We start from the raw sequence: 12,887 nt of genomic DNA, 5'->3' as shown, positions 1-12,887 counted from the left end.
ATTGGAAACTTCAAAATCATTAAGCTGGCGGATGCGCTACTGGAGCGTGCCAAAGCACTTTAACAATCAACATGAAAAAATATTTATATCAGCTCTTTTGAGCTTATCTATGATTGGAATTGTCGTGGGACAAAAACAAGATTTTAAGCTGACTCTCAACAGACAGTCTCCTTCTTCAGAGGCCAAGGTATTTGTCCGCTATTTTGTTGGTCAAAAACTGAAAATAGATTCCGTAAGTTTAAATTCTTCACATGTAGCTTACAAAGGACAAATTGATGAACCTACACAGGTCATATTGTTTTATTCTAAAGATGGTACTTCATTTTTTCCATAGAAAGGGGGACCCATGCAACGCCTTACATTTTATGTAGACCCTCTTGAGGCTAATACAGAAATTGTTATTAAAGATCCTTTTGAATCATCTATTGTAAAAGGAGGGCAATTGCAGGCTGCTTATCGGAAATATCAAGATTATTTACATTCCTATGAGCAGCAGCTGATCACTCAGCAATCCAAACGTGCTGACTTATATCAGGATAAAAGTCGAAACGAAGAAGCACTGAGGCAGGTCTCGACAGAGATCGAGAAAATCGAAGAGCTGCGTGTACAGGCACAGCGTAAATTTATTGTCGAAAATCCGGATAATTATTTTAGCTTATTGGCACTTCAGGAAGTAGCACGGCATGGAAGTGATGTCAGCCAGATTGAACCTCTGTTTCTCAAATTATCTGTTGACTTACAAAAACAACAATAGGAGAGAAGCTTGAAAGAGAAATACTACTTGCCAAGAAATTGGGAATTGGACAACCAGCACCAGATTTCGGACAATTGACACCAGATGGTCGCTTGCTTAAATTATCGGATTTCAAGGGTAAATATGTACTATTGGATTTCTGGGCTTCTTGGTGTGGTCCTTGTCGTGCCGAAAACCCACATTTAGTTGAAATCTATAAGCAATTTAAAGGACCCGGTTTTGAAATCTTGGGAATCTCACTCGATAAACCAGGAAAGAAAGATAATTGGACAAAAGCCATCGAACAAGATGGTTTGAAATGGCCGCAGATATCTGATTTAAATGGTTGGCAAAATAACGCTGCCCAGCTATATGGTATTCAGGCTATCCCGCAAAATTATTTGATATCGCCTGAGGGGAAGATCGTCGGTATTAATTTAAAAGGCAAACAACTAACTGATAGACTCACAGAATTAATCAAATAAGATTATAAAAGGGGACATTTCAATGCAATGCCCCTTTTAACTCAAAAAAGTGGATTCTCTGTGTCAACATCCATGCGATTGAAAAAATGATTAGAATAGTTGTTTCTTAAAGTTGTCTATTCTTTCGTTGAGTGTGCTGAGATGCTCGGGGTTAATGACACCATTGTTCAGATCAAAATTTTCATAGAATTTTGGCAGTGAAAAGCTTTCTTTGATGATAGCGCCAAATTGCGGGAAGAATTTTTGAGCCTCGGCCATGACATTCCCACCACCATAGCCGCCAGGAGAGGTAGTCATTAGTAACATTGGTTTGTCTTGAAATACCTTTACGTTTATCCGGGAAGCCCAGTCGAAAACATTCTTAAAGGCAACACTATACGAACGATTATTCTCCGCCAATGAACAGATAATGATATCGCTTTCGGTAATATTATCCAGAAAACGATGTGCTTCCTCTGGAAAACCATTTTTTCCAGATCGACAGAAAAAACAGGCATATTATAATCGTTGAGATCAATCAAGTTTATTTCATGGTCACTAAAACTTTTCAGAACAAACTTGACTAATTGTTTATTGATTGAGGTGGAAGAATTGCTTCCAGCAAATGCAAATACTTTCATGTTGTGCTTTGTGTGTTTGTCTATACCGTGAATTTACCGAATTTTTCGATAAAAACGGCTCCTCAATTTCATTATTGGATTATAGTAGGGTAGTATTATTTTATATGCTGATAGGTAAATATCTGCTTGAAAAGATGAGTCTAGTATCATCAACAATATCTTATCCGCTAGAAAGTAAAAACAAATCCAATTCTGCTGAGATCGAACAACAACTGGACTGTTATTTCCTTAAGCGCGTAAAATATTATCTCCTATCTTCTTTAAAAATAGAATACATTGGGATATCATAATATTTCCCATTTTTCTTCAGATGCTGTTTCAGTAGGGCCTCTTTTTTCATACCTATTTTATCCATGACTTTTCCTGAAGCAGGATTGTGAGGAAAATAAGTGGCATAGATCTTATTGAAATTCAATTCTCTGAACCCATAATCGATAATAGCTTTTGCCGCTTCAGTAACATAACCATTATTCCAGTTTGGAATGCCAATCCAATAACCTAATTCCGCTTTATCCGAACCTTCATCGTGAAGACCTATAGCTCCAAGAAATTTCCCCGTTTTATCCCGAATTGCAAAGGTAAATCCCTTTCGATTTTTAAAGGCCTCGGCCGATAGTTTAAGCCAAAATTCAGCATCTTCCTTCCGATAGGGGTATGGAATATTTGACGTATAATCAGAAAAGATCTTGTCCTGAAGGTATATTACTATCTGCGGAATATCTTCCACAGTTATTTTGTCGAGAATAAGTCTATCTGTTTCTAATCTAGGAAAGTCATTCATCTTATCGGTGTTATAAAATGGTTGTAAACAATTGAATTAAGGTTGCCAAGTATTTAAGACAAATTTACATATCATTTTTAAAATGATATCCGCTTTTACAATTATCTTTGTTCTTCCACTTTTTTGAATAAGGTCGAATTTCATAAATATCAGCTTTTACTCATTTGTATACGGATACTTCAGGATAATCAATACAATTAAATATGTATACCACCACAATATGAGGCTGAACATTCATTGCGTAGGTTAGCTAAAAACTGACAGTCTAAAATAATAGTGGCTAACAATAATTAAGATAGAGATTCATTTTCCCATGCTGATTGTTCTCTATTAATTCAATATGTCCTTCAATAATCAATAAATAGAAGTTTTCGAAACAATCCTGATATATTTTGTGCTCAAGAAGTTTTATTTCTTCGGTAATTCGTTCTTTGGGTATGCCGGCATAACATAATTCCGGATTAGCTTCTGTGATTTCCTCCCGGCAGGAAAAATTGTGGAGTTGTTTATACAACTCGTTCAGATCGGCAATATCTTCACTGCGATGGTACGAGGATGAAACCATACCCAAAACTCTGACTGATTTTTATAGGGGTGTGGTAGTAATTGAACAGAAGTGTCCCTAAATAAATCTCCAGGATGCTTTTTATAGCGAAAATGGGTTGCAGTGGCCTTTATACTATTCATACGGTTAATTTGAGTAAAGATCTACAAAATATATTCGAGAATAAAGCGTATCAAATTAAATATCGATAAATTTATTTAATAATAAAAGTTTATAATTAATTGTGTGCGTTCTGTTCTATTTTCTAGATTCTTACATTATTTTACTTTATTATAGATGTTATTGATTTTTTGCTAGCTGCTCATCAATCCATTTCCCGAGCGCAACTCGTTCACTATATCGCGTATAAAAGTATTGGCCATTTGCTGTAGCTTCAATTACCCAATTGTCGTCTGCATGCTGCCCTTTATATCCCTGTACGGTGTAGTAAGGAGTGAATTTTGAAGGCCTTCCAACGATTTCAAATTGAATAGTATCTGATTTGGCCTGACCGTTCGAAAATAACAGTTTATCAACTTTCTGAATCGCTGTAAATTGATTTAAACCATTCAGGATAAGCTGTTCGGCAGCAGTGTAGCGAAAAGGATATGGATAGTACAACCCTTCATAGTAATAGTCTTTAGTCGAAGCTGGGCTTTTATTTCCAAGCACTTTTTGCCCGTCTCGGTTGACCAGATATTTTTCGCCCTTGCCATCGGTGGGGATACTGTCCAGTGTTCACCTCCAGGTTCATAGACTTTTGATACAGCCCCTTCATAGAATGAGGCATAACCATAGTTAAACATGTCTGCAAAGCCAGTTTTAGCTGGGGTTAAGATTATATTGTTTATATCAACATAGCCCACCTTACCATCAGAGACATAACGACGGATGCCTTCTTGCCAATAGTCAGGACCATTATCATAAAGAAATGGAGTATATATGAAATTTCCTTCTCTATCATATACGCAGCCTACTGATTGATTGGGGTTCATCCGGTTGGTCATTGTATCAGGTAGTGTATAGGAAAATTCAATAAAAGCTGTCGTTATGGGGTCTTCAAAATCATAGTATCCGATCATTGGAAATTGCAATGGGATAATTGTCTTGCCAGATAGTGTACGCACGCCAACCAGATTACTATCTGCATTGGTAAAGTAATAGAGTTGTTCCTGTGAAAATGACTTGAGGGACAATACTAAAGCTATAAATATCAATAAAGGTTTGATTCTATCCATTATAAATGCGAACTAAAATTAATTTTCCAATGTCGTATTGAGCGGTGTTGTTGATCTGATGCGCAGACCAGTGTCTGACTGAGAGAAACAAATAAAGCGATTTGAGAGACAATAGCTTAATAGAAGTTTTCTACTCTCCTTTAATCAATAAGCTTTAGATCGTATAGCTTTTGTAGTATTAAACGGTCTACGGCTGAAGTTCTATCTTTATCAGCAAAACTTATCCATTCAAAGTGCTCTATTTCGTTACAAGCTGTCAATGTGCCAGTAAACTCAGCAAAATAACAGGACATTTGTACTACAATATCCTTTTCACGTCCATCAGCCACTGCTTCAAAAACACCAAAAAAACTGACGGAGTTTTCTACAATATTGACATTTAACTCCTCATGTATTTCTCGCGTTAAACATGCTAAATCAGTTTCACCATGTTCTCTTTTTCCACCGGGAAAGTACAGTTTGTCTTTAGATTTGGAGCGAGTACTTAAAATTTTTTTATTGGAAATATGAATTAATGCGACCTTATCAATGATGTTATTGTCCATGTGTGTTATTTAATGGTCGAATATAACAAAAATGTAGCTAACAAATTTTCTCATATTTACTCACTCCAAGATTTTCGAGTGCAAATTTTCATATGATCATCGTCCTCGTTAACCAACTAAATAACGAGGATATCCTCAATAAAACCGATTTAGATAATAATAAACTAAATACAAATTTTTGCATTATAATGGGCTGGATTTATTAAACTGGAGCGCTAAATAAAAGCTCATGGATAATAGTGTGATTTAAATTAACTAACTTAGCTATTATCCTTGGTTGCAAGGTTCGGAACATTCCTAGTGAACTAGAAAAATGAACCGACTTTGGACCACTTGCCCCCGAATTTTTCGGGGCTTGTTTTTTTATCTTTTAAAGCATTGAAATCCGTAATTTTGAGCAATCTTAACAACAAACCAACATTACTTCAAGTGGAATTGAATAAAAAACTAAAGATGATAAAATTCTTACAAGCAAAAGGTACGATCTTTTTCATCCTTGGGATACTTGGGTTTATCGGTGTGGTGATAACTATTATAGTATTGGCCACAGGGCATTCTGCTCCTGATAAATTAATGGCGATGTACATTGGGATATTTGGTCTGATTCCAAACCTGCTCCTACTCATTATCGATCGGGGCTGCGTCTGGAAATTTGGTGCAGTCAAAGTTAATAAAGTCGAAAAGTATATCCTTGGTATCTTTATTTTACTTCTTATCTTGAACTGGATCCGATTGCAGTCGCAACTTTAGAAGGTATAGATTTTGCAGCTTACTGAAAACTATGATACCCATCCATAACAAGGAATTATCCACCCAGGGAATTGAGATGCTTCCCTTTAAGGATCTCTCTCAAGGACCTGCCGTACCCCATCGGGACGATCACTATATGTTTATCCTACAGCAAAAGGGGCGGTCATGTTGGACCATCGATTTTAAACAATGGACAGTCGAAGGAGTTTCGATCTGTTTCGTAGCTCCCGTCAAGTTCACCAATGTCTATTAAATGAAGAAGCCAAATGCTGGATGCTTTTTGTAGAGCCTAAACTGATTCCTACGGAATATAGAACTATGATGGATTCTTTTATGTATAATCGACAGGTTATCAGCTTGCAACCAGATCATCCTGTATTTACACTGGCTGCGATCTTATACGATTTTATCGAACAAGGAGAGCAAATCTTCTATCAATCTATTCTCCATGCACAGGTCAATGCCTTGATAGGGTATTTAACAGCAGCTTTTGTACCCCAAAGTCAAATACATAAGAAAACAGGTAGCCACAAATACCTGCTTGTGACGATGTTTAAAAACTTAATAAGCCAACAGTTTAAGGAAGTTAAACAGGTAAAAGACTACGCTGAGCAACTCCATATAACACCGTTGTATCTCAACGAAGTAAGTAAGGAGATAACAGGGTTTACTGCTAGCTATTGGATACAGAACGAAGTATTATTGGAAGCACAACGACTACTATTTTATACAAATATGGATGTCAAAGAAATCGCTTTTAGTCTCGGCTACGAAGACCATACCTACTTTACGAGGTTTTTCAAGAAAAACTTGGGGTGCACCGCAGGGCAGTTTCGACAAAATAACCATCATTTGTCCAATCATATGCATGAATAACGACCTATAATATACTAAACGGCTATCTAATTTTGCATCTGTAAAATTTAAATAATATATACAGATATGAAAGAAGAAAACCAATCGATGTGGACAATCAGTCCGATTATGATTTCGGTATTTGCGATATACCTCTGCATCGGTATCACGTTGGGAACAGTTCCTGCGTTGATAAAAATGAACTTCATTTTAGCCCTTTAATTGTGGGAGCGGTAGTGGGAATTCAATTTATTGCCACCTTGTTAACCAGAGCTTTTGCTGGAAAAATGGCTGATACCAAGGGTGCTAAGACCGCTAAGCAGTATGGTGTCATTATGACAATGCTAACAGGCCTGATCTATATGACAGCATATCATCTTCGGGATTTTCACTTATTGGCTTTATTGATGCTTTTTGTTGCAAGAATAGCACATGGTATAGCTGAAAGTTTGGCTATTACTGGCGCTTTAACTTGGGGTATTGGACTAGTGGGGCATCAAAAATCGGGGAAAGTTATGACCTGGAATGGTATTGCCATGTATGCGGGTATTGCCTTGGGGGCGCCCTTAGCTCTCTATCTATCCGCATCTTGGGGTACGAGCCATGTTTTTGGGTTAATGATTATGTTGTCTGCCATAAGTTGGATCTGCACAATCAAGCTACCCAATCTGCCAGTGGATCCCTCGCATCAACGGACGCCTTTCTATAAGGTGATCGGGATGATTTCTGAACAGGGGCTTGCGTTAGCATTTTCTTCCATAGGATTTGCCTGTATCTCATCTTTTATCACGCTGCTGTTTACGGAGAAAAGCTGGATAAATCCGTCCTTAGCATTTTTAACTTTCGGTGGTTTCTATGTTTTGACAAGAGTATTTTGTGCTTCTTTTCCGGATAGATTTGGTGGTTATAAGGTGGCTATGGTCTCCTTAGCGATTGAAATGATAGGGCAGATGCTGATTGGTTTCGCTCGTTCGGAAGCCATGGCGATTATAGGTTGTAGTCTCACTGGAATAGGATTCTCACTAATTTTCCCAGCACTTGGTGTGCTCGCTATACAAAAGGTAAGTCCACAGATGCGTGGAACGGCATTGGGCGCCTATGCTGCATTTTTTGATATTTCGCTAGGAATAGCCGGACCAGTTGCGGGTATTATCGCAGGATGGCATGGGTATCAATCCATCTATTTCTTCGGTGGCTTGGCAGCAGCAGTATCCATGTGGATTTTGATCGTTCAGAAAAATAAATAATTAAACCTTAACGATGGCTAGGACTACAAGCTTTAGCTTGCTGTTAATCCTGTTTGGTAGCCTTAACTAGCACATTGGCAATGAACTGGTCAAACTCAGCTTGTGAATCGACGAGGTATGCATTTTGATAATGGTCGATGCGGTGCTTGATATTCGTACGTATTTCTTGTTCACTGTAGGTGGAGATAATAATAACATATTTATCACTGAGGTCGATTTGCTCTAAAATGTCATTGACCGAAAAGTTACCACCACTACTAAAGAAAAGTATGTCGGCTTGAGCTGCAGCTGTATGGAGGTTGGCGTCATTGAGTAGATTGAGCTGATCATTGCCTTGGATCAAGGCCGAATAAGTGTCAGTTAACCAAAAATAAGGCTGCCAAAGGCAAACAGTGTAGCATGTTTTGAAGGGAAGCGGAACCCGTTCATTTGAATTGTTACATTGTTTGCTGTAAGCCGCGGGAGAAAGGAATTTATCTACTGTAATTGGTCTGCTCGATAGTCGTGTAAGGCTTCTGGCTATATTAGCGCAATGTATGTTGTATTGCGTAGCCGTATCAAAACCTTGGCCAATGCTACTGTAGGTATATAATTTCTGAGGCCAGATAAATAGCATATTAAATCGCGATCTGATTTTGTTATCCAATATCTTCATTTCATTACAAATAGCGTCAAGAAAGCCCTTGGTATTAATATCCGGTTTCTTTTCTATCCCGAGGATTGAAAAGAAACCGGATATTAGTGTTAAAGGTGTTTATTGGGTTAGCCCTGTTTTGGACTAGATATTCGTTCAATAAATTACATACTCACTTTATAGCGAATATTAATTGCCAGCTGTCCTGTGAAATCAGCTTTTCTGAGACCTTGGCTGTTTAACTCAGCCATTGTTTCGGCACCGTTGATCACGATATCCTTCAAATCAGGTTGATCATCCTTAGAAGCTGTTTCTTTGAAAAACTGAACGGCCTGCCCAAGTTCGTAGCTATTAGCGATAGCTTGGCTTAAAGTTTCCTGTAAATCATCAGGCATAGTCATCAATTGAAATTTTTGACTAGTGGTCAATGCGAAGTTTGCGGCCATCCAGGATAGAAAGTTTTGACGAATAGCATTTACCTCGACTGCGAGCAAACTTTCTGGCAAAGCCAAGATTCTAAATTGTACCTTGGCTACACCATGGTTGTTGAATTGCTGTTTCATTATTTAAATTTATTATATTACAATATCTCAATCTTTGATCATAAATAGTGTGATTTTTGCTTAAAAATATGATAACACGACAGTGAAATGTAGGTTATTGGTCGGTTATACCTTTCTAATACATCAATTGACTTTCTAAAATAGCAATTAACATTCGTTTATCATCGTATCAGAGCTTTTAATCGTGTTATTCTTTTGTTATTTTTTTATAAATATTATCGTTTGCGTAATGTTTTGTTTTGTGATTTCGATAGTGTTTGTTATATTAGTATACTTTTGTGAGTAGATATTATTAATTTAGTTATCCTAACCAGATATTAATTCGGAGAAACGTCATGAAATCTATCATTTATTTTTTGAGTTCGCTGATGCTGTCTATTGTTTTTAATCTAAAAACAATATCGTTTCAAGGTTTTTTGGACCGGTCAGATCAGTTGAAATATTGGATTTTGGTTGTTATTATGCTCTGTGTTTTTGGATTGGAGCAACAATAGTATCATTAGTACTTAATTTGCCTACGTACTGGAGTGTACCTTACATGCGTGAGCGACTGGGGAACAGGCCAAAAACATACCCGGACTAGATATTATTCTGCATTTTATCGCTTTCTTTTCACTTTTATTGGTTTCTGTTTTTCCATTCATACTTTTATATGTAGCTGTTATCTTTGTTTACAGTCAGTCGTCAGTGGAACGATCGATGCTTTTTGAATTACATATGCAGATCTATGGTATTCGTTATGCCACTATTTTTGTTTCATATAGTCTAATGGTCTATATGCGAGAAAACTGGTCGTTACTCTATCATTCTGTTGGCCAACGGCAAAACCTTGCTGTTATCTATAATCGGCCACTCATGCAGATAGTGCACAATGTAAGTTTAGAAAAAGAACTACCAGCTCCACAGCCAATGGTGACAAAAAGGAGACCATTTATCAAAAAAGACCCACATTTGAACAGTTCGAACAGACCCCTGCGATAATTTCTCTAAACGAAAAGCGAACCATAAAAGAGAGTGGGATGAAGAGGAAAGAAAGGCCCTATGGAGTGGATATTGATAACATCGATGTATATCTATTGGGGGACCTGTTAGATAAGCGGGGAGAATTTGTACAACAGATCAACCTGCAGCAACTGAGATTTGTTGATATTGTCGCCGTATATACAACAGCAGAAACTAAATGTGTTATCTTGCGTAACGGTACAACATTGGATTGCCCGACAATCTTTGATCAGTTAAAGAAGATCGGGATGGAAGACTGGATTGTCAAAATATCAAAAAATTATGCGATCAATATGTTCTTTGTACAATACCCAATAAAACGTGTGGCGGATGACCTGAAATTACAGCCCTTTATTGAGAAAATGCTGTTGCAAAATATTCAGCGGGAACAGCTTAGTGAAATATTGAGAAGTGGGAAAGGCCTTAGAGGACATAATGTTAAGCTTTTCTTAAATAATCAACAAGATTACACGCGTGCGGGATGGGATGCTCATATTAGAATATAACAGCCATATGAACCCTGCATAAAGGGGCTTTATTTATAGGTTTTGGTTTTCCGTTATGTCTGATGGTATAGCGGTTTTTTATTTTTATAGAAATTTATCTATTTTTGCCAAAATAGATCATAATTGTTATACATTTTTAGAACGTAAGGTCATGTAATACTGTGCCAATATGCAGGAAGAATTTAATCAGATGGGATAGATACCCAACTCGATTACTGCTATACCTGTGTTTTTAATCAGTATTATTCACTTTAATTTTAAAAATGGAATCAACAAAATATGGTCGTACCTACCATTTTCCTTTTTCACCGGGAACCAGCAGTGACGATCGTTTTAATCACGAGTACTGGACGGATATACAATCCTTTTCACAGCTACTTTACACTGAAAAATTGGATGGCGAAAACAATTGTCTATCCAAACGAGGTGTATTTGCCCGGTCACATGCTGCTCCAACGACATCCCCTGGACAGCACAATTACGGGAACATTGGGGACGATTGAAAAATGATTTGGGCGACCTGGAGTTTTTCGGTGAAAACCTTTATGCGGTTCATTCTATAGCGTATACACAGTTGGAGCATTATTACTTTGTATTTGCGGCTCGAATCAACGAGGTCTGGCTTTCATGGGAGGAAGTTACCTTCTATGCTAACTTGTTTGACTTGCCGATGGTACCAGTATTGCGATCGGACAGTGTACGAGATCTGACGGAAACACAGTTGGAAAAAACTGTACAACACCTGGCATCTCAACCTTCGATCTTTGGGTCTGTAGATCCTGGAACAGGAATTAGCTGTACCTCAGAAGGTCTGGTTTGCCGAAATGCGGGGCTTATCCCGCCTCCAAATTTCAGCATAATATCTTTAAGTATGTGCGCAAAGGACATGTACAGACGGATGAACATTGGACTAAAGCCTGGAAAAGAACGAAACTTATTTGGGAAAGGGAAAAAACTAATGGAATGGAAATTAACAACAGATAAAGATTGGCTAAAACTGGAAAAGCAATTTTCCTGGGTAGAAGCTATGCGGAATGTTCCGCAGGATCCGATTCATCACGCAGAAGGTAATGTTGCTATTCATACCCAGCTAGTGCTTGAGCAATTGCAACAATCCAATATCTATAGGAGATTAGGTAGGCAACGACAAGAGCTGCTTTGGGCTGCCGCATTACTGCACGACGTCGAAAAAGGTCTACGACCGTAGTCGATGGACAGGGACGGATTAGTTCGCCAAGTCATGCGCGAAAAGGTGCACAGACAGCACGTGAAATATTGTTTCGTGATGTGGAAACTCCCTTTTCCTACGGGAAGAAATTGTAGGTTTGGTTCGTTTTCATGGTCTGCCGCTCTGGCTGATGGACAAAGTTGATCCAATGCGTAGCGCGTTAGAGGCATCATTAAGGGTAAATATGCTAGAATTGAAACTTCTGGCCGAGGCTGATGCCCAAGGGCGAATATGTCAGGATCAAGGAGCATTGCTTGATGCGCTAGAGCTATTTGAACTGTATGTAAAAGAGATTGACTGCTGGGAGTCACCTCGATCTTTTTCGACCCCAAATGCTCAATTTACCTACTTCAACAGCGCGGATGGTTATGTGGATTATATTCCTTTTGATAATTTTAGATCAACGGTCATCATGCTGTCTGGGTTGCCTGGTATGGGAAAGGATCATTATATCGCTAACTATAACAAGGATATACCAGTTATTAGTCTTGACGATATTCGTCGTAAATATCGTATCGAACCAACAGATAGAAAGCGGAATGGTTGGGTAGTGCAACAAGCGAAAGAACAGGCTAAGATTTATCTACGCCAGGGCCAAGACTTTATATGGAATGCAACTAATATCACGGCCTTAATGCGGAAGCAGTTGATAGACCTCTTTGTTAGTTATCAGGCCTATGTTGAGCTCGTCTATATCGAAAAACCGTACCGTCAATGGCGCGTACAAAATCGAGATAGAGCCTATCCGCTGCCAGATGCTGTATTGGATAAAATGCTCCATAACTTGGAAGTACCACAACTGACGGAAGCACATGAGCTCCGTTATATAGTTGAATAACTCATAACCTCAGGTTGTTTTTGAGTTACGCAATAAAAATCTATTTAAAAAATCAATATTTTTGATAAACCTCATCACCAAGTGAACGCTTATTTAGAGCATGAAATGCTCGGAAGCGGATCTTTGGTGTTGGTAGGTTAGTCTATCTCTTGTATTTTGGAGGAGTGAATATTGCTTAATTTATTTGGATGATTTATTGGCAAAAAAATTGCTTACAGAGTTTATCCGATGATGATAAGTAGTGTTTACTTAAACCATATGGACAAATGGGGACCGCATAATGAAAAGTTCAGCTCGGAAATAGCTTTGCATTTTAGC

21 protein-coding genes are annotated in these 12,887 nt (G+C 38.0%); 12 read left to right on the top strand and 9 right to left on the bottom strand.

Annotated elements, in window-relative coordinates; genetic code table 11:
• Position 1 precedes the first annotated feature (1 nt).
• The 3 genes from KUH03_RS05300 to KUH03_RS05290 are packed head-to-tail and all read left to right on the top strand — an operon-like array spanning position 2 to position 1,218.
• On the top strand, positions 2-334 hold the full coding sequence (locus KUH03_RS05300) for a hypothetical protein (protein ID WP_257091897.1): 333 nt from the start codon (positions 2-4) through the stop codon (positions 332-334).
• A 12-nt stretch (positions 335-346) separates the two neighbouring features.
• A complete protein-coding gene (locus KUH03_RS05295; RefSeq protein ID WP_257091896.1) occupies positions 347-754 on the top strand; it encodes a hypothetical protein in 408 nt (135 codons plus the stop codon).
• 38 nt (positions 755-792) lie between these two features.
• Positions 793-1,218: a peroxiredoxin gene (locus KUH03_RS05290; protein WP_257091895.1), complete on the top strand. Its 426-nt coding sequence runs from the start codon at positions 793-795 to the stop codon at positions 1,216-1,218.
• Between the two features lie 90 nt (positions 1,219-1,308).
• On the opposite strand, the gene KUH03_RS05285 is transcribed toward KUH03_RS05290, so the two are convergent.
• The 7 genes from KUH03_RS05285 to KUH03_RS05260 all read right to left on the bottom strand — a co-directional run bounded on the left by KUH03_RS05285 (position 1,309) and on the right by KUH03_RS05260 (position 4,946).
• On the bottom strand, positions 1,309-1,632 hold the full coding sequence (locus KUH03_RS05285; RefSeq protein WP_373564781.1) for an NADPH-dependent FMN reductase: 324 nt from the start codon (positions 1,630-1,632) through the stop codon (positions 1,309-1,311).
• Positions 1,551-1,838: an NADPH-dependent FMN reductase gene (locus tag KUH03_RS48140; protein ID WP_373564641.1), complete on the bottom strand. Its 288-nt coding sequence runs from the start codon at positions 1,836-1,838 to the stop codon at positions 1,551-1,553. The genes KUH03_RS05285 and KUH03_RS48140 overlap by 82 nt, the downstream gene beginning before the upstream one ends.
• A 244-nt stretch (positions 1,839-2,082) precedes the next feature.
• On the bottom strand, positions 2,083-2,619 hold the full coding sequence (locus KUH03_RS05280; protein WP_257091894.1) for a GNAT family N-acetyltransferase: 537 nt from the start codon (positions 2,617-2,619) through the stop codon (positions 2,083-2,085).
• A 280-nt stretch (positions 2,620-2,899) separates the two neighbouring features.
• The gene (locus KUH03_RS05275; RefSeq protein WP_257091893.1) at positions 2,900-3,184 is read right to left on the bottom strand and encodes a hypothetical protein; all 285 of its coding nucleotides are present in this window, start codon (positions 3,182-3,184) and stop codon (positions 2,900-2,902) included.
• A 279-nt stretch (positions 3,185-3,463) separates the two neighbouring features.
• Positions 3,464-3,784, bottom strand: coding sequence for a hypothetical protein (locus KUH03_RS05270; RefSeq protein ID WP_257091892.1), 321 nt, complete (start codon positions 3,782-3,784; stop codon positions 3,464-3,466).
• Positions 3,733-4,401 carry a hypothetical protein gene (locus tag KUH03_RS05265; protein ID WP_257091891.1) on the bottom strand — a complete coding sequence of 223 codons (669 nt, stop codon included), beginning with the start codon at positions 4,399-4,401 and terminating at the stop codon, positions 3,733-3,735. The genes KUH03_RS05270 and KUH03_RS05265 overlap by 52 nt, the downstream gene beginning before the upstream one ends.
• Positions 4,402-4,541: 140 nt before the next feature.
• Entirely contained in the window at positions 4,542-4,946 is a 405-nt protein-coding gene (locus KUH03_RS05260; RefSeq protein ID WP_257091890.1) for an NUDIX domain-containing protein, read from the bottom strand.
• A 378-nt stretch (positions 4,947-5,324) separates the two neighbouring features.
• Between KUH03_RS05260 and KUH03_RS05255 the strand changes: the two genes are divergently transcribed.
• From KUH03_RS05255 to KUH03_RS05240, 4 genes are all read left to right on the top strand, one after another.
• The gene (locus KUH03_RS05255) at positions 5,325-5,696 is read left to right on the top strand and encodes a hypothetical protein (protein ID WP_257091889.1); all 372 of its coding nucleotides are present in this window, start codon (positions 5,325-5,327) and stop codon (positions 5,694-5,696) included.
• 31 nt (positions 5,697-5,727) lie between these two features.
• The gene (locus KUH03_RS05250) at positions 5,728-5,949 is read left to right on the top strand and encodes a hypothetical protein (protein WP_257091888.1); all 222 of its coding nucleotides are present in this window, start codon (positions 5,728-5,730) and stop codon (positions 5,947-5,949) included.
• A 20-nt stretch (positions 5,950-5,969) separates the two neighbouring features.
• Positions 5,970-6,572, top strand: a complete 603-nt coding sequence (locus tag KUH03_RS05245; protein WP_257091887.1) for a helix-turn-helix domain-containing protein — start codon at positions 5,970-5,972, stop codon at positions 6,570-6,572.
• A gap of 89 nt (positions 6,573-6,661) precedes the next feature.
• Positions 6,662-7,798, top strand: a complete 1,137-nt coding sequence (locus tag KUH03_RS05240; RefSeq protein WP_257091886.1) for an MFS transporter — start codon at positions 6,662-6,664, stop codon at positions 7,796-7,798.
• Between the two features lie 43 nt (positions 7,799-7,841).
• Here the strand turns inward: KUH03_RS05240 and KUH03_RS05235 are convergent, their stop codons facing one another.
• Together KUH03_RS05235 and KUH03_RS05230 are read right to left on the bottom strand one after the other, a co-directional pair.
• Complete coding sequence (locus KUH03_RS05235) at positions 7,842-8,453, bottom strand: hypothetical protein (RefSeq protein WP_257091885.1); 612 nt, start codon at positions 8,451-8,453, stop codon at positions 7,842-7,844.
• Positions 8,454-8,596: 143 nt separating this feature from the next.
• Positions 8,597-8,995 carry a hypothetical protein gene (locus tag KUH03_RS05230; protein WP_257091884.1) on the bottom strand — a complete coding sequence of 133 codons (399 nt, stop codon included), beginning with the start codon at positions 8,993-8,995 and terminating at the stop codon, positions 8,597-8,599.
• 699 nt (positions 8,996-9,694) lie between these two features.
• On the opposite strand from KUH03_RS05230, the gene KUH03_RS05225 reads away from it, so the two are divergent.
• The 5 genes from KUH03_RS05225 (at position 9,695) to KUH03_RS05205 (ending at position 12,569) form a co-directional block, all read left to right on the top strand.
• Positions 9,695-9,976: a hypothetical protein gene (locus KUH03_RS05225; protein ID WP_257091883.1), complete on the top strand. Its 282-nt coding sequence runs from the start codon at positions 9,695-9,697 to the stop codon at positions 9,974-9,976.
• Between the two features lie 38 nt (positions 9,977-10,014).
• Positions 10,015-10,503 (top strand): hypothetical protein, encoded by a 489-nt coding sequence (locus tag KUH03_RS05220; protein WP_257091882.1) that lies wholly within the window; start codon positions 10,015-10,017, stop codon positions 10,501-10,503.
• A 263-nt stretch (positions 10,504-10,766) separates the two neighbouring features.
• Complete coding sequence (locus KUH03_RS05215; protein WP_257091881.1) at positions 10,767-11,006, top strand: RNA ligase family protein; 240 nt, start codon at positions 10,767-10,769, stop codon at positions 11,004-11,006.
• On the top strand, positions 11,003-11,710 hold the full coding sequence (locus KUH03_RS05210) for an RNA ligase family protein (protein ID WP_257091880.1): 708 nt from the start codon (positions 11,003-11,005) through the stop codon (positions 11,708-11,710). Before KUH03_RS05215 ends, KUH03_RS05210 begins: the two co-directional genes overlap by 4 nt.
• 118 nt (positions 11,711-11,828) lie before the next feature.
• Positions 11,829-12,569 (top strand): ATP-binding protein, encoded by a 741-nt coding sequence (locus KUH03_RS05205; protein ID WP_257091879.1) that lies wholly within the window; start codon positions 11,829-11,831, stop codon positions 12,567-12,569.
• The last annotated feature ends 318 nt before the right edge of the window (positions 12,570-12,887 follow it).

This window comes from Sphingobacterium sp. E70 (genome assembly GCF_019285695.1).
Lineage (GTDB): Bacteria > Bacteroidota > Bacteroidia > Sphingobacteriales > Sphingobacteriaceae > Sphingobacterium > Sphingobacterium detergens.
This window is presented reverse-complemented; position numbering and strand designations above follow the sequence as displayed.

Coding starts and splice junctions, on each gene's coding strand:
- KUH03_RS05225 (WP_257091883.1), top strand. CDS start 9,695: ATGCTTTTTGAATTACATATGCAGATCTATGGTATTCGTTATGCCACT.
- KUH03_RS05250 (WP_257091888.1), top strand. CDS start 5,728: ATGATACCCATCCATAACAAGGAATTATCCACCCAGGGAATTGAGATG.
- KUH03_RS05215 (WP_257091881.1), top strand. CDS start 10,767: ATGGAATCAACAAAATATGGTCGTACCTACCATTTTCCTTTTTCACCG.
- KUH03_RS05280 (WP_257091894.1), bottom strand. CDS start 2,619: ATGAATGACTTTCCTAGATTAGAAACAGATAGACTTATTCTCGACAAA.
- KUH03_RS05265 (WP_257091891.1), bottom strand. CDS start 4,401: ATGGATAGAATCAAACCTTTATTGATATTTATAGCTTTAGTATTGTCC.
- KUH03_RS48140 (WP_373564641.1), bottom strand. CDS start 1,838: ATGAAAGTATTTGCATTTGCTGGAAGCAATTCTTCCACCTCAATCAAT.
- KUH03_RS05260 (WP_257091890.1), bottom strand. CDS start 4,946: ATGGACAATAACATCATTGATAAGGTCGCATTAATTCATATTTCCAAT.
- KUH03_RS05275 (WP_257091893.1), bottom strand. CDS start 3,184: ATGGTTTCATCCTCGTACCATCGCAGTGAAGATATTGCCGATCTGAAC.
- KUH03_RS05230 (WP_257091884.1), bottom strand. CDS start 8,995: ATGAAACAGCAATTCAACAACCATGGTGTAGCCAAGGTACAATTTAGA.
- KUH03_RS05235 (WP_257091885.1), bottom strand. CDS start 8,453: ATGAAGATATTGGATAACAAAATCAGATCGCGATTTAATATGCTATTT.
- KUH03_RS05245 (WP_257091887.1), top strand. CDS start 5,970: ATGCTTTTTGTAGAGCCTAAACTGATTCCTACGGAATATAGAACTATG.
- KUH03_RS05295 (WP_257091896.1), top strand. CDS start 347: ATGCAACGCCTTACATTTTATGTAGACCCTCTTGAGGCTAATACAGAA.
- KUH03_RS05220 (WP_257091882.1), top strand. CDS start 10,015: ATGAAGAGGAAAGAAAGGCCCTATGGAGTGGATATTGATAACATCGAT.